The 21,894-nt window shown below is 61.9% G+C and carries 20 protein-coding genes and 1 pseudogene; 14 read left to right on the forward strand and 7 right to left on the reverse strand.

The features are described 5' to 3' along the window. Positions 1-103: 103 nt before the first annotated feature. The 7 genes and pseudogenes from AC0L2H_RS21545 to AC0L2H_RS21575 all read left to right on the forward strand — a co-directional run bounded on the left by AC0L2H_RS21545 (position 104) and on the right by AC0L2H_RS21575 (position 8,902). The gene (locus AC0L2H_RS21545; RefSeq protein WP_473592094.1) at positions 104-718 is read left to right on the forward strand and encodes a hypothetical protein; all 615 of its coding nucleotides are present in this window, start codon (positions 104-106) and stop codon (positions 716-718) included. A 240-nt stretch (positions 719-958) separates the two neighbouring features. Further along, on the forward strand, positions 959-1,897 hold the full coding sequence (locus AC0L2H_RS21550) for a bifunctional helix-turn-helix transcriptional regulator/GNAT family N-acetyltransferase (RefSeq protein WP_473592095.1): 939 nt from the start codon (positions 959-961) through the stop codon (positions 1,895-1,897). Positions 1,898-1,961: 64 nt separating this feature from the next. Further along, a pseudogene (locus AC0L2H_RS21555) lies at positions 1,962-2,261 on the forward strand (iron chelate uptake ABC transporter family permease subunit); the annotation flags it as partial. 162 nt (positions 2,262-2,423) lie between these two features. Then, on the forward strand, positions 2,424-2,900 hold the full coding sequence (locus AC0L2H_RS21560; protein ID WP_473592096.1) for a MarR family winged helix-turn-helix transcriptional regulator: 477 nt from the start codon (positions 2,424-2,426) through the stop codon (positions 2,898-2,900). Beyond that, a complete protein-coding gene (locus AC0L2H_RS21565) occupies positions 2,897-4,072 on the forward strand; it encodes an HlyD family secretion protein (protein WP_473592097.1) in 1,176 nt (391 codons plus the stop codon). The genes AC0L2H_RS21560 and AC0L2H_RS21565 overlap by 4 nt, the downstream gene beginning before the upstream one ends. 409 nt (positions 4,073-4,481) lie before the next feature. Further along, the gene (locus AC0L2H_RS21570) at positions 4,482-6,017 is read left to right on the forward strand and encodes a DHA2 family efflux MFS transporter permease subunit (protein ID WP_473592098.1); all 1,536 of its coding nucleotides are present in this window, start codon (positions 4,482-4,484) and stop codon (positions 6,015-6,017) included. A gap of 200 nt (positions 6,018-6,217) precedes the next feature. Next, on the forward strand, positions 6,218-8,902 hold the full coding sequence (locus AC0L2H_RS21575; protein WP_473592099.1) for an EAL domain-containing protein: 2,685 nt from the start codon (positions 6,218-6,220) through the stop codon (positions 8,900-8,902). A gap of 19 nt (positions 8,903-8,921) precedes the next feature. On the opposite strand, the gene AC0L2H_RS21580 is transcribed toward AC0L2H_RS21575, so the two are convergent. Further along, positions 8,922-9,434: a CAP domain-containing protein gene (locus tag AC0L2H_RS21580; protein ID WP_473592100.1), complete on the reverse strand. Its 513-nt coding sequence runs from the start codon at positions 9,432-9,434 to the stop codon at positions 8,922-8,924. Between the two features lie 72 nt (positions 9,435-9,506). Next, entirely contained in the window at positions 9,507-9,869 is a 363-nt protein-coding gene (locus AC0L2H_RS21585; protein ID WP_473592101.1) for a winged helix-turn-helix transcriptional regulator, read from the reverse strand. Positions 9,870-9,982: 113 nt separating this feature from the next. Between AC0L2H_RS21585 and AC0L2H_RS21590 the strand changes: the two genes are divergently transcribed. Together AC0L2H_RS21590 and AC0L2H_RS21595 are read left to right on the forward strand one after the other, a co-directional pair. Next, the gene (locus AC0L2H_RS21590; RefSeq protein ID WP_473592102.1) at positions 9,983-10,687 is read left to right on the forward strand and encodes a glutathione S-transferase family protein; all 705 of its coding nucleotides are present in this window, start codon (positions 9,983-9,985) and stop codon (positions 10,685-10,687) included. Positions 10,688-10,903: 216 nt separating this feature from the next. After that, positions 10,904-11,728 carry a DUF2189 domain-containing protein gene (locus AC0L2H_RS21595; protein ID WP_473592103.1) on the forward strand — a complete coding sequence of 275 codons (825 nt, stop codon included), beginning with the start codon at positions 10,904-10,906 and terminating at the stop codon, positions 11,726-11,728. A 47-nt stretch (positions 11,729-11,775) separates the two neighbouring features. Here the strand turns inward: AC0L2H_RS21595 and AC0L2H_RS21600 are convergent, their stop codons facing one another. Beyond that, complete coding sequence (locus tag AC0L2H_RS21600; RefSeq protein WP_473592104.1) at positions 11,776-13,722, reverse strand: TadE/TadG family type IV pilus assembly protein; 1,947 nt, start codon at positions 13,720-13,722, stop codon at positions 11,776-11,778. A 315-nt stretch (positions 13,723-14,037) separates the two neighbouring features. On the opposite strand from AC0L2H_RS21600, the gene AC0L2H_RS21605 reads away from it, so the two are divergent. From AC0L2H_RS21605 to AC0L2H_RS21615, 3 genes are read left to right on the forward strand one after another with little or no spacing between them, the layout of a single operon-like run. Then, positions 14,038-14,898: a TIGR01459 family HAD-type hydrolase gene (locus AC0L2H_RS21605; protein WP_473592105.1), complete on the forward strand. Its 861-nt coding sequence runs from the start codon at positions 14,038-14,040 to the stop codon at positions 14,896-14,898. A 58-nt stretch (positions 14,899-14,956) separates the two neighbouring features. Continuing rightward, positions 14,957-15,940, forward strand: a complete 984-nt coding sequence (locus AC0L2H_RS21610) for a bifunctional riboflavin kinase/FAD synthetase (RefSeq protein ID WP_473592106.1) — start codon at positions 14,957-14,959, stop codon at positions 15,938-15,940. 45 nt (positions 15,941-15,985) lie between these two features. Further along, a complete protein-coding gene (locus tag AC0L2H_RS21615; RefSeq protein ID WP_245440930.1) occupies positions 15,986-16,360 on the forward strand; it encodes a hypothetical protein in 375 nt (124 codons plus the stop codon). A 55-nt stretch (positions 16,361-16,415) separates the two neighbouring features. Here AC0L2H_RS21615 and AC0L2H_RS21620 read toward each other — a convergent pair whose 3' ends face one another. Together AC0L2H_RS21620 and AC0L2H_RS21625 are read right to left on the reverse strand one after the other, a co-directional pair. Next, positions 16,416-16,970, reverse strand: a complete 555-nt coding sequence (locus tag AC0L2H_RS21620) for an HdeD family acid-resistance protein (protein WP_473592107.1) — start codon at positions 16,968-16,970, stop codon at positions 16,416-16,418. A 135-nt stretch (positions 16,971-17,105) separates the two neighbouring features. Beyond that, a complete protein-coding gene (locus AC0L2H_RS21625; protein ID WP_473592108.1) occupies positions 17,106-19,184 on the reverse strand; it encodes an ABC transporter ATP-binding protein/permease in 2,079 nt (692 codons plus the stop codon). 210 nt (positions 19,185-19,394) lie between these two features. On the opposite strand from AC0L2H_RS21625, the gene AC0L2H_RS21630 reads away from it, so the two are divergent. Next, a complete protein-coding gene (locus AC0L2H_RS21630; protein ID WP_473592109.1) occupies positions 19,395-20,300 on the forward strand; it encodes an alpha/beta hydrolase in 906 nt (301 codons plus the stop codon). 179 nt (positions 20,301-20,479) lie between these two features. Next, the gene (locus AC0L2H_RS21635) at positions 20,480-21,292 is read left to right on the forward strand and encodes a MipA/OmpV family protein (protein ID WP_473592110.1); all 813 of its coding nucleotides are present in this window, start codon (positions 20,480-20,482) and stop codon (positions 21,290-21,292) included. Between the two features lie 29 nt (positions 21,293-21,321). Here AC0L2H_RS21635 and AC0L2H_RS21640 read toward each other — a convergent pair whose 3' ends face one another. Together AC0L2H_RS21640 and AC0L2H_RS21645 are read right to left on the reverse strand one after the other, a co-directional pair. Continuing rightward, positions 21,322-21,540, reverse strand: coding sequence for an antitoxin Xre/MbcA/ParS toxin-binding domain-containing protein (locus tag AC0L2H_RS21640; RefSeq protein ID WP_473592111.1), 219 nt, complete (start codon positions 21,538-21,540; stop codon positions 21,322-21,324). 111 nt (positions 21,541-21,651) lie between these two features. Next, the gene (locus AC0L2H_RS21645) at positions 21,652-21,891 is read right to left on the reverse strand and encodes a hypothetical protein (RefSeq protein ID WP_473592112.1); all 240 of its coding nucleotides are present in this window, start codon (positions 21,889-21,891) and stop codon (positions 21,652-21,654) included. Between the last annotated feature and the right edge of the window lie 3 nt (positions 21,892-21,894).

Consider the following 21,894-nt stretch of genomic DNA (forward strand, 5'->3'; position numbering starts at 1 on the left):
GCAAGCGAAAAGGGCGGCTGTGGCGCGTATCGTCGTGATAACTCATGAACATGACAGGTTCCAGAGCGGTCGCGACATCCTGCTGCGCAGGGACAGTCCGTACATGCTTTTCGATGTTCTGAGGGCGCTGAAAAGGCGTGGCCACTCGATCCGGATCGAGCAAGGTCTGTCGAAGACATCCAGCGCCGACATTGCCGTTCTGCATGTCGATGCGACGATAACGCCCGCGGACTATCTCGACTATGCCCGCAGTTTTCCATTCTGCCTCAATGTCGCGACGGCCGACATATCCAAGCGACGGGTCAGCGGAGCGTTGGTGAACGAGGGAGACGCCTGGCAAGGCCCGGTCATCGTCAAAAGCAATCTCAACAATCAGGGCATTCCTGAGAGGCTTCTCAATCGGCGAGCGCAGCGCGCAAGCAAGCCGCTACCTTTTCCGGAGGTGCCGACACTGCAGCCTTATGAGGTCTATGATTCCCTAGGCGATGTTCCCGATGGCGTCTTCGAGCGCGACGATCTGGTCGTGGACAAGTTCATTCCGGAAAAGGAGCCTGATGGTTTTGCGGCGCGGTTCTGGGTGTTTTGCGGAGAGAGCGAACGCTGCACCCGCTACGTCTCGCCGAATGCCCTGGTCAAGGCGTCCGAAACGATCCGCCGCGAGCCGGTGCCTGTTCCCCAGGAAATGCGTGCGCTGCGATACGAACTTGGCTTCGACTAGGGCAAGTTCGATTTCGTCATGCATGAGGGCAGGGCCGTGCTGCTGGATGCCAACAAGACCCCTGGCCGGCCCAAAAACCTCGTGAAGATGTTCGCGGCCGGCGCCGCTCATCTGGCCGATGGTTTCGAGGGGCTGATCCGGCAATTAAGATAATCGTCCACATCGCGATGTTCTGGCCCTGTCTCCAGATACTTGACTAAGTCAAATAATTGATTGATCCTTTGCGGACAGGAGAATCCCATGACGATTCATCATCACTCCGGCAACGAACGGATCGACGCGGTGCGGGCCTTCAACCGTTTCTACACCCGCCAGATCGGGCTGCTCGACGAAGGGTGGCTGAAAAGCGCTTTCTCGCTGACCGAGGCACGGGTGCTTTATGAGCTGGCGCATCGCGATGGCCTGACCGCCTCCGATCTTGCGCGCGATCTCGGCCTCGACCCCGGCTATCTCAGCCGGCTGCTGAAGAAGTTCGAGGAGCGCGGCCTGGTCGAGCGCGCCGCGATAGAAGCCGATGCGCGGCGTTCGTCGATCGCGTTGACGCCGGCCGGGCGGCGGGCCTTCGCGCCGTTGAACCGGGATTCGCACGATCAGGTCGCGGCTTTGCTCGATCGGTTGGCGGCATCGGATCAGGACAGGCTGGTCAAGGCCATGCAGACGGTACAGCGCCTGCTGGGCGGCGACAGTGCCGAGCCGAAGGTGCCCTATCTGCTGCGGCCCTTGCAGGTCGGTGATGTTGGCTGGATCGTGCGTCGCCAGGGCCTCATTTACGCACAGGATTATGGCTGGGACAAAACCTATGAGGCGCTGGTCGCCGAGATCCTCGGCGCTTTCGTGAAATCCTTCGATCCGAAATGGGAGCGCAGCTGGATCGCCGAACGGGAAGGCGAGCTGGTCGGCTCGGTCTTTCTTGTGCGCAAGTCGGATGAGGTGGCGAAGCTGCGCCTGCTCTATGTCGAACCTTCGGCGCGCGGCCTCGGCATCGGCAAGCGGCTGGTCGAGGAATGCATCGGCTTTGCCCGTGCGAAAGGCTACAGAACGCTGACCTTGTGGACCAACGACATTCTCGTCTCGGCGCGCCGCATCTATGAGGCGGCGGGCTTCAAGCTTGCCGAGGAGGAACGCCACCATTCCTTTGGCAAGGATCTGGTCGGCCAGAACTGGAACCTGGAGCTATAGCGGGCTTCCCGCGGTCGGCGCCTGCCGCGGCTTACCTCTCATCGAGGAAAATCGAAACGAGAACGTTTGGCTCATGCGCCGCACGACCTTTCTCGCTGCCGCGCTTGCGACCGCGATCCTGGTCTCGGTCGCCGGCGTCATCGGCTTTGTCGGCCTGATGATCCCGCATCTGTGCCGGCCATTGGCAGGTCCGTTGCATCTGCGTCTGATCGCAAGCTCGGCGCTGTTCGGGGCGGTGCTGCTTTTGGCCAGCGACCTCCTCGCACGCACGCTGCTGCCGCCGCAGGAACTGCCGATCGGCATCATCACCAGCTCGCTCGGCGCCTTCTTCGTCGTCACCATGCTGATCCGCAACCGCCTTTGAATTTGCACTGGGACTGGCCAGAGGAACTTCACTTAGACCAAGCGCTCTGCCGTTCATTATTCGCTAACCAGGATCGCATCGCACGGCTGTCATGCAGATTTGCCGGCTTCTGGCACAATGCGGCGCCTTGAATGGTAAGCACGCTTATTATATATACCGCTCATGGTTTCCGACGGCATCGACAGATTGGGCTTTTTGATCCACGACGTGCAGCGCCTGATGCGCAAGCTCTTCGAGACGCGCGCCAGTAGGCTTGGCCTTTCCTCGGCGCAATGGCGGCTTATGGTCCGTGTTGCCAAGGAAGAAGGCATTACCCAGGCGCGGCTTGCCGAGCTTCTCGAAATTGAGCCGATCAGCGTATCGCGTCTGGTCGACCGCATGGAAGAGGGCGGCTGGATCGAGCGTCGTTCCGACGCCGCCGACCGCCGCGTCCGCATGATCTTTCCGACTGCCAAGGCGAGCGAAGCCTATGCCGAGGTCAAGAGCCTCGCCGGCGAGGTCTATGAAGTATCGCTGACCGGCGTGTCGCCGGAAGATCGCCGCGTCCTGATCAAGGCGTTGGAAGTGATGGTCGAGAACCTGACGGACGCCGAGGCGTCCTGCGGAAAAATCAAGAGTGCGGAAGGCGCAGCAGCATGAACGCGGTAGCCAAGATAGACGAGAATGTGGCTGAGCTGGAGATGGAAGCTCCCGCACAGCCGGCGGCAACCCCCGTGGCGGTCGCTCCAGAGGTAGCACCGGCGCCGGTGGCGCCGAAGAAGAAGCGCCGCCCTGGCCGTTTCCTGCTGATGGTCGCGCTGCCCGTAGCCCTTGTCGCCGGCGGTGCTTACGTCTGGGTGACCGGCGGCCGCTACCAGGAGACCGAGAACGCCAACCTCCAGCAGGCCAAGGTGTCGATCGCCTCGGATGCGGCGGGCCGCATCGTTCAGGTCGATATCGCCGACAACCAGTCTGTCAAGCAGGGCGATGTGCTGTTCGCCATCGATCCCGAGCCCTACCGGATTGCGCTGGCCCAGGCCGACGCGGCGGTGGCCGCGGCCCGCCTCAACGTCGAGCAACTGCGCGCGGCCTATAGCCAGGCGGTGGCGCAGGAGAAATCCGACGCCAGCGAGGTCGGCTATGCGCAGTCGCAGTACGACCGCGCCGCCGACCTCTCCCGCAAGGGCATCAACGCCAAGTCTTCGCTGGATGAGGCCAGCAACGATCTCGACAAGGCCAAGCAGCAACTGGCTGTGGCCCAGCAGGGCATTATCAGCGCCAAGGCGGCCCTTGGCGGCAATCCCGATATCGAGACCGACAAGCATCCGACCGTGATGGCGGCACTCGCCGCGCGCGACAAGGCTGCCTACGATCTGGCGCAGACCACGGTCAAGGCGCCTGCCGACGGTGTCATCAGCCAGGCCTCGTCGTTCAAGGTCGGCCAGTATGTCGGCTCGGGCACGCCGCTGTTTTCGCTGGTCGAAACCGGCGATACCTGGATCGACGCCAATTTCAAGGAAACCCAGCTCACCCACATGAAGCCCGGCCAGAAGGCCGAGATCGTTGTCGACACCTATCCGGGCCGGACTTTCGAAGCCACGGTCAAGGCGATCGGCGCCGGCACGGGTGCCGAGTTTTCGCTGCTGCCCGCCCAGAACGCCACCGGCAACTGGGTCAAGGTCACCCAGCGCATTCCGGTGCGCCTGCAACTGACGGATGCCGATGCCAAGATGGCGCTGCGCACCGGCATGAGCGCGACCGTAACCGTCGATACCGGCGTCGCGCGCGGTTTTCCCAAGATCTTCGGCCACGCCACGGCGGGCGAGCACTAAACAGCGGTACTCGTCATTTTGGCGAGGTGAATGACAGGATTGGTCCGATGGGAGGTTGGCGAAGGGTTGAGGGTGTGGACCGGGCCGCGTTGCGGGCTGGCCAAAACCCGGACAACCCGACGCGGGCCTTTTCGGTCCTCAGGTTTCCGGGCGGCGGGCATCCGCTCAATCGAGACGCTCGGTCGATGTAACCCCCACATCGATAGATCGCGTCCCACCGCGATGAGGGTCTCTCCACACGGAAGGCCTCGCCGTCCGGAAACCTGGCGCATCGGCCCGAAAATCGGAATCGATTTTCGGAAAGCACGATGCGCGAACTCGAAGTACGAGAGCGTACTTTGTGCGTCCAAATGGACGCACGTCGCTCTTGTGTACACGTTTTTGTTACCTGTCGGAAGTTCCGCATCACATGAGCACGCCAGAATCCTTTCGCGAAGTACCGCACCGCGGCCTGATCACCGTTGCGCTCATGCTGGCGACGATCATGCAGGCGCTCGACACCACGATCGCCAACGTCGCGCTGCCGACCATGACCGGCGACCTTGGCGCCTCTCCCGACAACATCAACTGGGTGCTGACCTCCTACATCGTTGCCGCCGCCATCATGACGCCGGTGACTGGCTGGCTGGCGGACCGCTTCGGCCGCAAGGAACTGTTCCTGACGTCGGTGGTCGGCTTCACCATCTTCTCGATGCTGTGCGGCATCGCCTGGAGCCTGGAGACCATGGTCTTCTTCCGGCTCATGCAAGGCGTCTTCGGCGCGGCCATCGTGCCGCTGTCGCAGACCTTCCTGCTCGACATCAACCCGAAGGAGCGCCACGGCCAGGCCATGGCCATCTGGGGCGCCGGCATCATGCTGGGGCCGATCCTGGGCCCGACGCTTGGTGGCTGGCTGACCGAGAATTTCAACTGGCGCTGGGTGTTCTTCATCAACTTGCCGGTCGGCATCCTCGCCTTCCTTGGCATGGCCGCCTACTTGCCGGCCGTTGCAAGGCGGATACGCAGCTTCGATTTCTTCGGCTTCGCCATGCTATCGCTCGGCGTCGGCGCGCTGCAGCTGATGCTGGATCGCGGCGGCGAGGTCGACTGGTTTTCCTCGGTCGAGATCTGGATCGAGCTCGGTCTTTCGCTGACCGGCTTCTGGGTGTTCATCATTCACACGATGACGGCTGAACATCCCTTCATCGATCCCAAGATATTCCTCGACCGCAATTTCGTGACCGGGTTGGCGTTCATCTTCGTCATGGGCGTGCTCATCCTGGCGAGCATGTCGCTGCTGCCGCCAATGCTGGCGACCATCTTCGGCTACCCGACCATGACCATCGGTGTCGTCATAGGTCCCCGCGGCATCGGCACCATGATTGCGATGCTCCTGGTCGGCCGCATCATGCACAGGATCGATGCCAGGATCCTCGTCGTCATCGGCTTCCTTTTGACCGCGCAGTCGCTCTACACCATGTCCAGCTTCACGCCGCAGATGGACAACTGGCTGATCCTCTCCTCCGGCGTCATCCAGGGCCTGGGCATGGGCATGGTGTTCGTGCCGCTGTCGACCGTGGCTTTCGCCACGCTCGATGCGCGCTACCGCACCGATGCCACATCGCTATTCAGCCTGGTGCGCAATCTCGGCTCGTCGATCGGTGTCTCGGTCGTGACGGTTCTCCTGGTGCGCAACACCCAGGTCAACCACAGCGAGCTTTCGACCTTCATCAACCCGTTCAACCCGAACCTGTGGGCAATCTCGCCAGCGGCGGCAGGCGGCGATCCGACGGCGCTTTCCCAGATGGACAGAATGGTCAATATCCAGGCGATGATGATCTCTTACGTCAACGACTTCAAGCTGCTGATGATGATGACGTTGCTTGCCGTCCCGTTTGTTTTCCTGCTGCGCAAGCCAAAGGCTGGTCCGGCCGCCGGTGGCGCACCCGCCGCGCATATGGACTGACGTCTGGCACCGGCTGGACACCGGTCGTACCCTCGGTACGGCAGGGTTGATGATCTTCCGCGGCAAGCCGGCGTCAGATGTCATGACTTCGAGTAAGTTGGTTCACCTGCCATTAGTATATCCCGACCACTATGCAGTTGCTTTTCGTTGCGAGCGGACCGGCGTTGCTTGTTCGAGCCGCCAGATCGGGGGAACGCTGTTTGGCCACGAAATCATCCAGGCAAGTTTCCGAGGCGCCGGAGTCGGCCAATCTTGCCGCGCTGGCAAAGCTGGCGACCATTTCGAACGAAACCCTCGAACGCGATCTCAGGGCCACGATCGCGGCGCTGGAAGGACAGGCGCTGCGATTTGAGACGGCGATCGACAACATCTCGCACGGGATCTGCTTTTTCGACGTCGATGAACGGCTGATCCTGTGCAACCGCCCCTATGCGGAAATCTACCGCATAGCGCCTGAGAAACTGCAGCCGGGTTTGACGTTGGCCGACATAGTCGAGCTCCGCGTCGCCGCCGGAACATCCGCGATGGCCACAGACGCCTATCTCGCTTTGGCCCGGTCGGTCAATTCGGCGAGCCATTCAAGGATCTGGAGCAACGACCTCGCCGACGGTCGGACAATTCAGATCTGTCATCAGCCCATGGCCGACGGCAGCTGGGTGGCCACGCATGAGGATATCACGGCGCTTATTGCCAACCGCCAGATCGTCGACGAGCTCATCTCGCTGCAAACGTTGATCGACTGGGTGCCGGATTATCTCTGGGTCAAGGACACGGAAAGCCGCTTCGTCGTGGTCAACAAAGCTCTTGCCGCCGACAGCGGCCGCGAAAAGACCAGCGACATAATCGGCTTGACCGACTTTGATCTCCATAGCCCGGATCTTGCGCGGACGTTTCGTGCCATCGAGCAGAACGTCCTGCGCAGCGGACGACCGATGATCAATGAGGAAGAGTTTGTTGTCGACGCGACGGGTGCCGGCAAGTGGCTTTCATCGACGAAAGTGCCATTACGCAATGCCCAAAACGAGATATTCGGCCTTGTTGGCATCGCCCATGACATCACCGCCCGCAAGCAAGCCGACGTTCTTCGAGACGGGCAGGCGCGAATCCTGGAAATGATCGCCATGAGCGCTCCGCTCGAAGATGTGCTCACGCGCCTGATGCACCTCGTCGAGTCGCAGTTGAAGGGAATATTCGGCTCGGTCCTGCTGCTCGACAAGGACGGCGTCCACTTGCGGCACGGCGCTGCGCCGAATTTGGCGAAAGACTACACCAGCGCCATCGACGGGGTCGCCATCGGCCCCAAGACCGGGTCGTGCGGAACTGCCGTCTACCGCCGCGAGCCGGTCATTGTCACCGACATCATGCAGGATCCGCTTTGGGAAGACTATCGTGAGCTGGCAAGCCCCTACGGCTATCGTTCGTGCTGGTCGACCCCGATCCTTTCACACCAGGGCGCGGTGCTGGGCGTCTTTGCCATGTATTCGATGACGGTGCGTGCACCGGTCGAGGCCGAGACCCGGCTCATCGATTTCACGACGCGTATTGCCGGGATCGCCATCGAGCGCAAGCTGGCCGAGGACCAGATACACTTCATGGCCAACCACGATGTGCTGACCGGGCTTCCCAATCGCGCCTTGCTGGAAGACCGGCTTTCGCAAGCGGTCCTCTATGCGCAGCGATACGATCGCTGGGTGACGGTGGTGTTCATCGATCTGGACAATTTCAAGCTCGTCAACGACACGCTCGGCCACAATGCCGGAGACGAACTCCTGAAGATTGTAGCCGGCCGCATGGTCGAATGCGTCAAGGCCACCGACACCGTCGTGCGGCTTGGCGGGGACGAATTCGTCATTGTTCTGTTCGACCAGCCGGCGAATGCCGATCTCATCTCCGAGAGCTTGCAAAAGATCCGGGCGGCGATTGCGGAGCCGGTTCACCTCGGCGAGCATCGGCTGAGGGCGACAGCCAGCATCGGCATTGCGAACTATCCCAAGGATGGTACGGACCCTGATGTGCTGCTGGCCAATGCCGACGCAGCCATGTATCGCGCGAAGGAGTTCGGCCGGGACAATTTCCAATTCTACGCGCCCGAATTCAACACCAGGGCGCAAGAGAGATTCGTGCTCCAGGAGGAATTGCGAAACGGGCTTGCCCGTTCCGAGTTCACGCTGCTCTATCAACCGCAGGTCGATCTTCGATCGGGGCAGGTCTTCGCGGTCGAAGCGTTGATCCGCTGGAAACACCCGACGCGGGGCATGGTGGCGCCTGGCGCCTTCATTCCGACGGCCGAGGAGACAGGGTTGATCGTGCCGATCGGCGACTGGGTTCTGCACGAAGCCTGCCGGCAGAACAAGGCGTGGCAGGACGCAGGCCTGCCGCCCATGACCGTCTGCGTGAATGTGTCGGCACGGCAATTCAGGGAAAAGAACCTGATCGGCCGTGTCGTTGATGCGCTCAGGGCCAGCGGTCTAGAGGCCAGATATCTCGAGTTGGAGGTGACCGAAAGCCTTATCATGCAGGACATCGACGTGGCGGTCGCCGCGATGAACGCACTGCAAAACCTCGGCGTTCAAATATCCATCGACGATTTCGGAACGGGCTATTCAAGCCTGAGTGCGCTCAAAACCTTTCCCGTTGCGCGGCTGAAGATCGACAAGTCCTTCATCAACGATCTCGCCACCGACGAGAATGATCAGGCTGTAGCCAGCGCCGTGATTTCGTTGGGTCAAAAGCTCAATCTGAGGGTCATTGCCGAGGGCGTTGAAACAGACCATCAGGTGGCCTTCCTGCGCGAGAACAACTGCGATGAAATGCAGGGCTATCATTTCAGCAAGCCGATCTCGGCGCAGGACATCGAAAAATTGCTCGGCGGCCGCAAGAACTAGCGGCAGGTGGCGGAACGTACTATGCCCCCAGTACCAGGCACCAATAGCGGATCGCGCTGTCGCGCCCGTCGCGCACATAGGCGAGGCCGAAGCGGCTGAAATCCGGATCGAGCATGTTGCGGCGGTGGCCGGCCGAATGCATCCAGATGTCGAATACTTTTTGCTGGTCGAAACGGCCTTCGGCGATGTTCTCGGCCGCGGCGCCCCGTACGCCGTTGTCCTTCATGCGCGAGGCGAAATCCTTGCCCCAGCCCGTGGTGTGGCTCATGCGCGCCCGTGACGCCATGTAGCCGGCCTGCTGGAGAGCCGCCTGTTCGAGTTGCGCATCCGGCGCGAGCGGTCCGAGCCCGGCGGCAGCGCGGATTCCGGCCAATATCGCCGTGGCCGAGGACGACACACCTGCGCCTTCGCCGACCGGCACCGAGACGGTGCTGCAGGCGGCGATGCCGGCGAGCGCGGCAAGGCCGGCGCCCGTCAGCAGCGTGCGCCGGTTCAAGTTTGCTTGTTGATTCTCGATTTTCGCAAAGGTCATGCCCGCCTGACATAGTCGCGATCATGGCTTTTGCCGGGCAGGGCGGCGAAAATGTCAGTCGAACCGATGGTTCTAGGCGGCTGTATCGAGATTTGCTTCCGAGGTCGGAGGACGGTTGATCCGATCGTCTTCTGTATGTTCCCACCAGGCGCCCAAGGCATCGATCAGCGGCACAAGCTTGCGGCCGGGCCCCGTGAGGTCGTAGTCGACGCGTAGCGGATAGCCCGGATGCGCCGTCCGCCGCACAATCCCAGCTTCCTCAAGTTTGCGCAGCTCCAGCGCCAGAATGCGGTGCGACACGGTCGGGTTGTCGCGTCTGAGTTCGCTGAACCGCTTGGTCCCGTCCTTCAGATAGTAGAGCAGCAGGGTCGGCCAGCGCCCGCTGAGCACACGCATGGTCTCTTCGATCGGGCAGCGCGAGACGACATCTTTCATGGGGACCTGTAGCGGGCTTGGTTACAGAATAGTGCGTAATTTACATGGGGCGACCAGCGTTTAGGGTCAAGTTTCGCTGCGCGGCGTGACCCCTAGATCATGGAAGAGAAAAAATGGAACCTATCCTCCTTTATGGCTTCCCGGCTGGAAGTTCGATGGGGCTTGTCGCTGCCTTCGAACGCGTCGGACAACCTTACCGCCTGTGTCGCGTCGACATGCTCACCGAGATGAAGAACGATGCCTATGCCAGCATCAACGGCCGGCAGGAAACGCCGGTTTTGATCACTGACAGGGGCAGGGTGCTCACCGAGACCATGGCGATTGCCGCATGGCTCGAAGCCCGCGACGGTGAGCGTCGCATCAGCTTCGACCCTAGCTCGCCGGAAGCCGACCGGATGCACCAGTTGATGGCCTTCGTGAACACCGGTTTCACTGCTGCCTTCAGTCCGCTCTGGGTGGCATTTGAAATGGTGGCGGACGAACCAGCGCTGAAGGCGACGTTGCGCGACTTCGGCCGCAAGGCCATCACCGAGCGCCACGACAAGCTCGAGGCCATGATTGCCGATACCGGCTTTCTGGCCGGCGACCGGCTGACACTGGCAGATACTACGTTGATTGGCGTGGCACGTTGGGCGGAATTCCATCAGGCGGTCGACGCAGCCGCCTATCCAAAGCTGGCTGGACTGCGCCGCCGCATCGAAGCTGATCCGGCCGTACTTTACGCACAAGCTATCGAGGACGGTGAAAACCCCGCTGGTTCAGGCGCCTGCCTCGGCCACGTCGCGCTGGCCGAGGTGATCGATCGCTTCGCTGCCTAGCTTTTGTCATGCATCTCAGCCGCGCGGCGCCAAGGTGTGGTGCGCCGCGCGGAACTGCTCGATGGCGGCGCAGGAAATCTATAACCGGATTTACCATCGCGACCATCGACTTGGCGACAACCACGCCTAAATCGACTATCATGGTGCTTGTATGAGAAGTGGCAGCTACGGGCGGCCATCCAGGCGGTGACCGCCCCGACACACGGGAGGAAGGTTATGGCCGGCTTTCATGTCATGGCGGACGCGCGTGGAATGCACGTGCAGCCCACGGTGCGCCGCATCACCAGCGCGGACCTCTGGGATGCGCTGCGGCTCGGCGCCGACGATTTCTGGGCCAAGCCCTCGCACTACGTGTTCCTGTGCCTGATCTACCCGATCGTCGGCCTGATCCTGACGCGGTGGACTTCCGGTGCCAACGCCATCCAACTCATCTATCCCTTGATGTCGGGCTTTGCCCTGGTCGGTCCGTTTGCCGCTATCGGCCTCTACGAGATCAGCCGTCGGCGCGAGCTCGGCATGAACACCGACTGGCGGCATGCGCTGGATGTGCGCCGCTCGCCGGCACTGCCGGCGATCGCGGCGATCGGCGTCATGCTGCTCGCTTTGTTCCTGCTGTGGCTGTACACGGCCCAGGCGATCTATACCGGCCTGTTCGGCGACCAGCCGCCGGCCTCGATCGGCGCCTTCATCCGCGAGGTTCTGACGACCAGCAAGGGCTGGACGCTGATCCTTGCCGGCAATGCGGCCGGCTTCGTCTTTGCGGTGGTTGTGCTGGCAACGACTGTCATTGCCTTTCCGCTGCTGCTCGACCGCGATGTCGGCGCCGTCTCGGCCATCGAGACTTCGGCGCGCGCGGTGATCGCAAACCCGCTGCAGATGGCGCTGTGGGGCTTGATCGTCGCGGTGCTGCTGGTCATCGGCTCGATCCCGCTGTTTGCCGGGCTCGCCGTGGTCATGCCTATCCTCGGCCACGCGACCTGGCACCTTTATCGCAGGGTGGTCGAACCGGAGCGGGCGCAACAGATAAGGCGGCCGATGTAGACTACAGCGCCGCGCGTCCGTTGGACGCGCAAAGGACGCTGTAGCACTCAGCCGACGATGCGCAGGTTGGACAATTCATTGGCGATTTCCTTGAAATTGTCCGACAGCGTTGCTCCGGTCGCGTTCCAGAACAGCTTGGCTGGCTTGGTCGGGTCGGTCGCATCCTTGCGGAAACGCGAGTCCGAGGAACATTTCTTCAGCGCGTCGAGCGCATTCTTGTCGTCGGTTGCCGACAGGTCGAGCGCCACGGTCATGACGAGAATGTTCGAATTCTTCGCATTGGTGCAAAGGGTCTGCATCTGCTCGTCGAGTGCGGCGTTGTAATTGCCGCTGGTATAGGTGGTCTTGCCTACATTGTAGCTTGTGTTCATGAACAGCCGGGTCACGCTTCCCGACCCCGGATATGTCACGCCGGTGTAGCCGTAAGCAGCGTAGGTCGACCTGTTGTTGGCATAGTTGCTGTCGCTGACGGCGCTGTAGGTGTTGGCGCCGTCGGTCAAGACGATGACCACCTTGTCGTTGCCTCTTTCGCTGTTGGGCCGCCCTTGCGTGAACGGTTCGTTGCTTGACACGGTCCGCCAGCCCCAGGCCAGGCCCTCGGGCACATTGGTGTTGCCGTTCGGCGCCATGGCGTCGATGGCGTCCTCGATCTCCAGTTTCCCCGCGTCCTGGCTGACGTCCTTCAACGGTGTGATCGGGTTGGTCGTGCAGGAAGAATTCGGGCCATCGCCCGCGTTCGCCGATTTTGAGCCGTAAGGCTTGACCAGGAAATACTTGCGCATATCCGACTGCCGTTGCGCGGCGGTCGGATCGGCGGTGTAGGGCCAGTCGGCCCACCAGTTGTTGCCGTAATTATAGGAAAGGGGGATGACATCATCGACACCATCACGGTTGAAATCGCGCCAAAGCGTGCCGGCTTCGTCGGGTGCGAACATCGGCACGAATAGCGTGGCCGGCGTGGCGGTATCCGGCGTCGTGTCGTCGTCATTATACGGGTACGGCCTCGCTTCCACGCAGCCCTGCCAGCTCGCATAGCGGCTGTTGGTGTAGATGTATTCCGGGGTCCAATGGCCGTCGTCACAGGTGCCGTTTCTCTTGTATTTGTCGCAGACAAATTGCCTCGAATTCGGCACCTCTTCGCGGCCGGACTCGACCGTTATGTCGGCGTATAGGCTGAAGCGGGTCAGCGGCTGGTTCTCGGTGTCGCCCCAGCCGGTGCCGCGCTTGTACCAGGCACCATCGATCTTCTCCGCGTATTTGGCTGGATCGTTGGCCGCGCTCATCGTCGTCCAGTCGAAATCCTCATGCTGGATCGGGGAGGTGCCGTACTGATCCATCCAGCTGTCTTGGTCATGCGTGGGGCCGACATTGACCGACGCCGCGAATGGCACGAGAGAGAACTGCACCGGTTTGCTGATCTGCTTCATCTGCTGCGCCTGCAGCGCCAGCGTATCGACAAGCTGCTTGGAGGCTGCCTTCAGCAGATCTATCCGCTTCTGGCCAGTGCCGGAGCCCAGATTGCTCATCGAGCCGGAATTGTCGAGCACGAGGGCAACTTCCAGCGTGTTCTTGAGGCGGATATCCGAGCACGCCGTATAGGTCGTGTCCTTGGCGGTCCCGCCGATCAGCATGGCGGAGGTCGGCAGGAAATAGGGGTGATATGTCAGAACGCTGCAAAGCTTCAGCGTGCCGCCGCCGGCATTGTTGTTGGGCAAGGTGACGGTAAGCACCGTATCCGCCGGATCGACATAGGCGAGATTGGCTTCAAAGAAATTCTTGGCATAGGCCTTGACATCGCTGTCGCTGGCGCCGGAGACGATCTGTTGAGCGGTGGCGATGCCCGCGGCGTCCAGGGCGTTGAGCGCGTCCTGCTTCTGGCGAAGCAGTTGCGAATAGTCGATGCTGAGTGCCAGCCCACCCATCAGCGGCACCATGGTGATGACCGTCATCAACGCGTAGTTGCCGCGCCGATCCCGCCAGAATTTGCCCAACATGCCCTTGATTGCCCCAGCAAGCCCCATTTATTGCGGAACAGTGCCATCGATCCATAAATTTCAGATTGCTAAAATATATCCAAGACGAGCTCACCTTTTCAAAGTCGGTTAACTATTTTCCCGATCCGGCGCTTGGCCATTCCTGGTCCGGCGCGGGCGACACGGTGGCTTTTGAATGGACGGGAGCGTTCATCTCGATGCCAGCCGCCATTGGCGAAAGCTGGTGACAGGGCCGAGAGCTTCAGCTAATCCAGACCCGGCTGCGGCGGACCGTCGGTTGCGGCTCCTGCAAACATCATGACCTGGGAAAGTGATATGGCGCATTCGCCCGAGATCATCGGCTCGCTCGCGGATTTGTCGGGAGCCTACGCGGCTATCCTTTGCGATGTCTGGGGCGTGGTCCACAATGGCGAATGGCATTTCCCCGCCGCGGCCGAGGCGCTGGCCACCGCGCGTGCGATGGAAATACCCGTGGTACTCATCACCAACTCGCCGCGCCGCAGCGCCGACGTGGTGACCCAGATGAACGCGATCGGCGTTCCGGCCACCGCCTACGACCGCGTCGTCACCTCCGGCGACGTGACCCGTGACCTGATCATGGAGGGCCCGCGAAAGATCTTCCATATCGGCGCCGACCGCGATTTCACGCTCTATGACGGTCTCGACGTCGATCTGGTCGAGGAGTTCGAGGCCTCCGGCGTGGTCTGCACCGGCCTGTTCGACGACGAGGTGGAAAGGCCGGAAGACTACGCCGATCTCCTGCGGCGGCTACGCGCCAGGAACCTGCCCTTCATCTGCGCCAATCCCGATATCATGGTCGAGCGCGGTCAGCGGATGATCTGGTGCGCGGGGGCACTCGCCCGCGACTATGCCCAGCTTGGCGGACGCACGCTGATTGCGGGAAAGCCTTTTGCACCGGTCTATGATGTCGCGCTGAGGGAGGTCGCCGAATTGCTCGGCCGCCCGGTCGAGCGCTCGGAAGTGCTGGCCATAGGCGACGGCATGATGACCGATATCAAGGGCGCTGCCGACAATGGCTTCGATGTGCTCTATGTATCGGGTGGCATCCACGCCCGCGATTATGGCGATCCGCTGCAGCCGGATCCGGCCAGGCTCGCCGCCTTTCTGGAAATGCACGGCTACCAGCCGGTCGCCGTCATTCCGAGACTGCAGTAGGGCCGTGACTGCAGTAGGACCGAGACTACAGTAGGGTCGTTGCCATGGAAGCCTCGAAATGACCGTAGCCTTCGAACGCGTTTCCGCAACTTCGCCGCTTCCGCCCGATCTGCGCGGCGGCGTGGTGGCGATCGGCAATTTCGATGGCGTTCACCGCGGCCATCAGGCCGTGCTCGAGCGCGCGCTCACCGAGGCGCGGCGACGCGGCGTGCCGGCCCTGGTGCTGAGCTTCGAGCCGCATCCGAGAAAGGTGTTCCGGCCCGAAATCCCATTGTTCGTGCTGACGCCGCCGCCGATGAAGGCGCGGCTTTTATCGCTTCTGGGCTTTGCCGCGCTCGTCGAACAGCCATTCACGCGCGACTTCGCTTCGTTATCGGCGGAAGCCTTCGTGACCGATGTGCTGGACCGGAATCTCGGCATCAGTCATGCCGTGACCGGCTTCGATTTCCATTTCGGCAAGGACAGGCAAGGTGGCCCTGCCTATTTGATGGCGGCCGGCGAACGCCACGGCTTCGGTGTCACCCTGGTCGACGCCTTCCGCGACGAGGGCGCCGAGGTGGTGTCGTCGAGCCGCATTCGCACCTTGCTCTGCGAGGGCGAGGTGGCCGAGGCGGCCGGCCTGCTCGGCTACCGCTTCACGGTCGAAAGCGAAGTGATCGGCGGCAAGCGGCTTGGCCGCACACTGGGGTTTCCAACCGCCAATATGAAGCTCTGGCCGGAAGCGACCCTGAAGGAAGGGATTTACGCCGTTCGCTTCCGCCGCGCCGACGGCGCGCTGCATGACGGCGTCGCCAGCTTCGGCCGCCGTCCGACCATCGACGACAATGGCGCACCGCTTCTGGAAACCTTCGTCTTCGATTTTTCCGGCGATCTCTACGGCGAGATCTGCGCGGTGTCCTTCTTCGGCTACCTGCGCTCGGAGGTGAAGTTCGACGGGCTCGACGCGCTGGTCGCGCAGATGAAGCGCGACGAGGCCGAGGCGAGGGCGCTGCTTGCCGGCGTCAGGCCGCTTTCGGACCTGGATAGCGCGGTCGCTTTTTGACGCTTTTGACCACGCACGGCCGAAAATCGAAAAATACGACGGAGCGTGAAGCGGTTCATTGAAGGCCGCCGCCAACGCGCCCAATGCTGCTCGATGAAAATCGACGCCTTTGTGTGGAGCGTGGTGCTCCTTTGCTCCGGAATGTTCATCCTGTGCGATGGGCTGAGCGCGCATTGGGGCAAGACCGGCAGCGGCCGCAGCATGGCATACGTCATGCTGCTGTCGCCGCTTTCCTACGGGGCCTTTGCCTTTATCAACACGCGACTGAACCTCGCCGTCACAGGAGCGCTGGTCAACACCATCGTCGTGGCCGGCGCCGTGCTGGTCGGCGTGATTGTTTTCAAGGAAGAGGTGTCCTCGCTGCAATATGTCGGGATCGCGCTGGCGCTGATCGCAGTGACGCTGCTCAATCTGTCGTAATCGATGCCGACTATTTCTTCAGCGCCTCTTCAGCGCCACTACTTCTTCAGGGCCATTACTTTTTCAGCGCAAGTCCGACGGCGATGAAGCTCCAGCCCTGGAAGATCAGGTCGATGGCCAGGAAAAGCCCCAGCACCCACAGGCTGTTGACCGGCCAGCCCATGGCGATGACCAGGCCGGCCAGCGCGCTGATGACGCCTGCCGCGACCAGCCAGCCCCAGCCTTTTTCCGGCTTGTGCTTGTAGCCGACCCAGGCCCTGAGTACCCCTGAAGCGAGGAGGGCGACCGCCAGCAGGAAAGTCAGAACTGCCGAGGCCAGCAGCGGATTATAGAAGGCGAAGAACCCGGCGACGGCGTAGAGCAGGCCGCTAAGCAACCAGTAGAAGAACCGGCCCCATGTCTTGACGCCGAAGGCATGGATGATTTCGATGACGCCCGCCATCAGCATCAGCCAGCCGACGACATAGACCGAGGCGACCGTGGCGATGAACAGATTGCCGAAGGCGATGCCGCCGAAGATCAAAAGCAGCACGCCGAGTGCGACGAACCATCCCCATTTCGCTTTCGTCTGGCTGATCGCGTCCTTCAATGCGTCGCCGTGCAGTGTCATCGCCCTTCTCCCCCAAGCTTATCTGGCGTTTTGCCGGCTTGGAGGGTAACGCCGATAGGCTTGCCGGTAAAGCGAACAGGTTGCGAGCGCTGCACCTAGGCAGTCGTTCAATTCTCTGTCCAGGCCATCACGGCCCTACTCCACCTCACGCCGCCTGTCGGTCGGAGCACCGGATCCCCACAGCGCGCGCGTGAACAGGTTCCGTTTGCGCTTGCGCGGGACAAGCTCGATATCGCTGACAAGCTTCGCGCCGCCCTTTCGCCGCTCCAATGTGATCTTGCGGCTGTGGAAGGCCTCCAACTCGGCTCGGTGCGCCACGCTTATGATGGTGACATCAGGCGATTCGTGGAGGAGTACCTCCATCATCTTGCCTTGGCTCTTTTCATCGAGCGCCGAGGTTGCTTCATCCAGCACGACGATATCGGGACTGTGCAAAAGGAGACGCGCGAAGGCGAGCCGCTGCTTTTCGCCACCGGACAAGGTCTGGTCCCATGGCGCGTCTTCCTCGATCTTTGCGGCGAGATAGGCGAGCCCCACCTTGTCGAGGGCGGCCTTGATCTCCTTAATTGTCCAGTTGTCGGCGGCCGCTGGATAGGCGACCGCGCGGCGAAGCGTGCCAGAAGGGATGTAGGGCCGTTGCGGCAACATGAACAGCCGTCTTTCGGCGTGGAAATTGACGCTGCCGCCGCCCCACGGCCACAGACCCGCGACGGCTCGCACCAGCGTGCTCTTGCCTGTGCCGGATTCGCCGGCCACCAGCACCCGCTCGCCCGGTTCGATCACGACCTCAGTTTCCTTGACCACGGAGGTGCCGTCATCAAGCGTCACGGAGAGATTGTCGAGGCTGAGCATCGCATCGTCTTCGGTTTCGCCGCGCTGGATCCGCCCCAGGGAGCCGCTCTGTTCCGCACGCTCGAGCCCGTCGAGCGACATCATCAGCGAGGCGATGCGCCGGGCGGAGGCGTTCCAGTCGGCGAGACGGGGATAGTTGTCGACCAGCCACCCGAACGCGCCCTGCACGATGGCAAAGGCGGAGGCAGCCTGCATGACCTGTCCAAGCGTCATGCTTCCTTCGAGGAACTTCGGAGCGCAGAGCAAGATCGGCACGACCGGCGCAAACAGGCTCGACCCCTGCGACACCAGCGCCGTGCGCATGTGCTGGCCTGTGAGCAGCGCCCATTGCCTGAGCACATGGCCGAAATTCTTGTCGATACCGCTGCGCTCCTCCTCCTCGCCACCGAGCAGTGCGATGCTTTCGCCGTTTTCCCGCACGCGCGTCAGCGTGTAGCGGAACTCGGCTTCCGCCTGGTTTTTTTCCTCGGAAAGGTGGACGAAATGGCGTCCGATGACCGTCATGGAAGTGGAGGTGATCGCGGCATAAACGACCGCCGTGATGACGAGGAAGCCCGGAATGGTGACGCTCGAACCTGCCATCGTCAGGGTCAGCGCCCCTCCGATCGTCCACAGCACCACGATGAAGGTCGAGGCCGACAGAAACGCGTTGAGGACACCGGCGATGAAGTCGACAGGGGATTCGGTGGCAATACGCAGGTCCTCCGCGATGCGGGCTTCGGGATTCTGGTGGTCGCCGCCGACGAGATTCAACTGATAGTAACGGCCGTTTGCGAGCCAGCGCGCGATGACCGCCGTGGTGAGCCAGGAACGCCAGCGGCGCTGAATCGTCATGCGAAGATAGACTTGTGCAACGACGAGGCTTCCGCTGCCGAACACGAGCGGCAGGAAAACGGCGCTCAGGAAATAGACGGTGCGGGCGTTGCGTTGCTCGATGGCGTCGAAAATCGCGCGGTTCCAGACATTGATCCCATACTGGAAGCCGACATTGACGCATATCAGGATCAATAGACCGGTCGTGAAAGGCCAGGCAAGCTTGTCGCCGCCGCGGCCCCAGTAACCGCGCGCGCTGATCCAGAAGCGCTTCAGCAGATATTTCTTGCGCGCCTGCTCGGACTCCTCGGGCGTCAGCTGAGGATCGGGTTCGACGGCTTCCGGCGGCGGTTCTGGCTGGCCGTCAACCTCAGGGGCAGATTCGACACTTGGGGCCTTCTCTTCGCTCGATTTCTCTTGGCTGAATTTCTTTTGGCTGGATTTCTCTGGGCGCGGCCTTTCTTTGTGCGATTTCCCCGGAAGCGGCGCATTGACAGCGCGCGGTTTGGCGCGGCCGGGCGGTTTCGCTTTGAATTTGGCCTCTGGCATCCGCCGACAACGGCTTAAAATTCAGAAGGTTTCATAATGTCCGCCCGCCAACGGCGCATCGGGCGATTTCTCTCTGCTGTTGGTCTGACTGATCGCATGATGATCGTGTCATCGGTCCGTCGCTGTATTTGCAAGCCGGCATTCGGCGCTCTATCGATAACGTTTGGTTGCTGCTGTGCGCCTTTTTCTGCGTTTTGGTGGGGAAGCAAAATGAGTTATGCCGACGAACAGCTCGATCACAGCGAGATCAACGCCGTCCGCGAATTGCTGGCGTCAAAGCCACGACCGGTGGGCTGGGACGAACGCCGGGCGCGGCTCGACGAGGTCGGCTCGGTCTGGCCGATCGCCGATGACATCCGATGCGAGGATGTGGTTTTTGACGGCCTCGCCGGAGAATGGTCCCTGGCGCCCGGGAGCGACAGGGATAAGGTTCTGCTCTTTTTCCACGGCGGCGGCTACTGCTCGGGCTCGCTCAAAAGCCATCGTCGAATGGCGACCGAGGCAGGTCGGGCAATGGGGATGCGCACCCTTGCGATCGACTATCGACGCGCACCGGAACATCCTTTCCCCGCGCAGCATGAAGACGCGCTCACGGCATGGCGCCTCCTGAGCCGGGAGGGCATCGCACCGGATCGCATTGTGGTTGGCGGAGACAGTGCGGGCGGCAACCTCACTCTGTGCCTGGTCAGCAGATTGCGCGCGGCAGGCGAGCGGCTACCGCGCTGTCTTTGGCTGGTTTCACCCTGGACGGACCTTTCGATGTCCGGCGCGACACTGTCGACCAAGGACGCGATCGACCCCACTATTCACCGGGCATATTTGGAGGAGCTGGCGGTCGCCTATGTTCCCCCTGGTGTTGGCCGGCGGGATCCCCTGATCTCGCCGCTGTTTGCCGATCTGGGCGGATTTCCCCCGATGCTGATACAAGTCGGTTCCGCCGAGACGCTGTTGTCGGATGCAACGCGGCTCGCGGAAGCCGCCGGCGCGGCTAACGTCAAGGTGCGCCTCGAAATCTGGCCGCATATGATCCACGCCTGGCCGGTCTGGAATGCGGGATTGAACGCCGGTCGCCGCGCGCTCCACAGCGCGGGCACGTTCGTCCGCGACTATCTGTAATCTCTCTGGAGCGGCTTCTGGCGTCTGAGGTTCGGTCTGGGATATTGGTGCGCCATATGGTTCGCGACATGCCGAAGCGTCTCGATGTTACGGGTGTTAAGTCAAATTTTACCGAACTGCCGCCATGGCTTGAGTGATGCCGGGTGTTATCGCCGGCGTGTTTCGCGTATGGAGTGACAATGCGTTCCGTCAAAGCGTTCCAGCTCGTTCTGGCTACCTCCATGCTGGCCGCGCCAGGCATCGCCGAAGCGGGCGAAGGCGCTTTCGGCTGGCTCTCCGGCGACTGGTATCTGACGGTCGGCGCCACCGGCCTTGTCGCCCCGGATTTCGAAGGCGCCAAGAGCTATATGCTCGGCGCCCAGCCGATCATCTCGCTCGGCAAGGCCGGCCCGCAGGCCCGCTTCACCTCACGCAACGACAACATTTCATTGGCGCTGGTCGACGATGGCGGCGTCCGCGCAGGCTTGACCGGCAAGATCCTGTTTTCGCGCGATGGCGGCGACGCCGATGAGCTGAAGGGCCTCGACCCGGTGCGCTGGGGTGGCGAGGCCGGTGGCTTCTTCGAATTCTATCCGCTGGACTGGCTGCGCGCCCGCGCCGAGTTGCGCCACGGCATTCGCGCCCATAACGGCTTTGTCGCCGACATTGCCGCCGATGCGTTCTACGATGTGACGCCGGATGTCAGGATTTCGGGCGGGCCGCGTGTTTCGTTCGCCTCATCGGACTATTTCGACACCTATTACGGGGTTAATGCCGAGGAGGCCGTGGCTTCCGGCCTCAGCGAATACCATCCCGGCGGCGGCGTGAAATCGGCGGGTCTCGGCGGCGCGGTGACCTGGAAGGTGACCGAGCCGATGACAGCCAGCCTGTTCGGGGAATATTCGCGCCTGATGGGTCCGGCGGCCGATTCCAGCCTGGTCAGTGAGCGCGGCGACCGTAACCAGTTCACCGTCGGCGTGTCGACGACCTATCGGTTTGATTTCTCGATGTGACGTCGCAGCACTGCGCGCAGCCGCATGGTTCAGGCGAATATGCCGTAGCCGATGCGGTTGGGTTCCTCTTCGACGAGCGTGGCACCGGTTTCGGATTGTAGGAGATCGATGGGCGCCTCGTTGAGCACCCGACTTCGCTTGCGCAGCCAGCGCTGCGCCTTTTCATGGTTGCCGGAAACGCGCTCCGCCATCGTTGAAATACGTTCAAGTCGCGGGACGCGGTCGGATTCGGTGATCGTCAGGGTCACATTTCGTTCCTTCCGGCCCGCCAAACTGTGAATGCAAACGGAGATGGCGGTCTCCAACGCCATCTGCCCGACAAACATAGACGCAATTGGTACCTGCTCCTAGGGGAAGCGTCAGAGTTCGGGCTTTTCAATAGGGCCGGCCTCGTTTAAAAGCCCGCTCATGACGCACCTCACCCGCGCCTTCGCGATTGCGATACGAATTACAAGCCCGGTGTTCCGGGCGGCCTGACCGCCGCCGGAACCGCCGGGAATTTTGCGCGTGGCCTCTCGCGCTTTTTCCAGATCATGATAGTTCAACGCCCGAGCACCTTTGCCGCCGGGCAACGCACATGGCAGATCAATGACCGACACCAC

Source organism: Mesorhizobium sp. WSM4871, from assembly GCF_055811295.1.

What these genes read in the sequence shown, in the direction of transcription:
- AC0L2H_RS21630 (WP_473592109.1), top strand. Translation starts at nt 19,395, where the DNA reads ATGAGTTATGCCGACGAACAGCTCGATCACAGCGAGATCAACGCCGTC.
- AC0L2H_RS21545 (WP_473592094.1), top strand. Translation starts at nt 104, where the DNA reads ATGCTTTTCGATGTTCTGAGGGCGCTGAAAAGGCGTGGCCACTCGATC.
- AC0L2H_RS21600 (WP_473592104.1), bottom strand. Translation starts at nt 13,722, where the DNA reads ATGTTGGGCAAATTCTGGCGGGATCGGCGCGGCAACTACGCGTTGATG.
- AC0L2H_RS21590 (WP_473592102.1), top strand. Translation starts at nt 9,983, where the DNA reads ATGGAACCTATCCTCCTTTATGGCTTCCCGGCTGGAAGTTCGATGGGG.
- AC0L2H_RS21595 (WP_473592103.1), top strand. Translation starts at nt 10,904, where the DNA reads ATGGCCGGCTTTCATGTCATGGCGGACGCGCGTGGAATGCACGTGCAG.
- AC0L2H_RS21610 (WP_473592106.1), top strand. Translation starts at nt 14,957, where the DNA reads ATGACCGTAGCCTTCGAACGCGTTTCCGCAACTTCGCCGCTTCCGCCC.
- AC0L2H_RS21605 (WP_473592105.1), top strand. Translation starts at nt 14,038, where the DNA reads ATGGCGCATTCGCCCGAGATCATCGGCTCGCTCGCGGATTTGTCGGGA.
- AC0L2H_RS21565 (WP_473592097.1), top strand. Translation starts at nt 2,897, where the DNA reads ATGAACGCGGTAGCCAAGATAGACGAGAATGTGGCTGAGCTGGAGATG.
- AC0L2H_RS21560 (WP_473592096.1), top strand. Translation starts at nt 2,424, where the DNA reads ATGGTTTCCGACGGCATCGACAGATTGGGCTTTTTGATCCACGACGTG.
- AC0L2H_RS21580 (WP_473592100.1), bottom strand. Translation starts at nt 9,434, where the DNA reads ATGACCTTTGCGAAAATCGAGAATCAACAAGCAAACTTGAACCGGCGC.
- AC0L2H_RS21585 (WP_473592101.1), bottom strand. Translation starts at nt 9,869, where the DNA reads ATGAAAGATGTCGTCTCGCGCTGCCCGATCGAAGAGACCATGCGTGTG.
- AC0L2H_RS21625 (WP_473592108.1), bottom strand. Translation starts at nt 19,184, where the DNA reads ATGCCAGAGGCCAAATTCAAAGCGAAACCGCCCGGCCGCGCCAAACCG.
- AC0L2H_RS21635 (WP_473592110.1), top strand. Translation starts at nt 20,480, where the DNA reads ATGCGTTCCGTCAAAGCGTTCCAGCTCGTTCTGGCTACCTCCATGCTG.
- AC0L2H_RS21550 (WP_473592095.1), top strand. Translation starts at nt 959, where the DNA reads ATGACGATTCATCATCACTCCGGCAACGAACGGATCGACGCGGTGCGG.
- AC0L2H_RS21570 (WP_473592098.1), top strand. Translation starts at nt 4,482, where the DNA reads ATGAGCACGCCAGAATCCTTTCGCGAAGTACCGCACCGCGGCCTGATC.
- AC0L2H_RS21620 (WP_473592107.1), bottom strand. Translation starts at nt 16,970, where the DNA reads ATGACACTGCACGGCGACGCATTGAAGGACGCGATCAGCCAGACGAAA.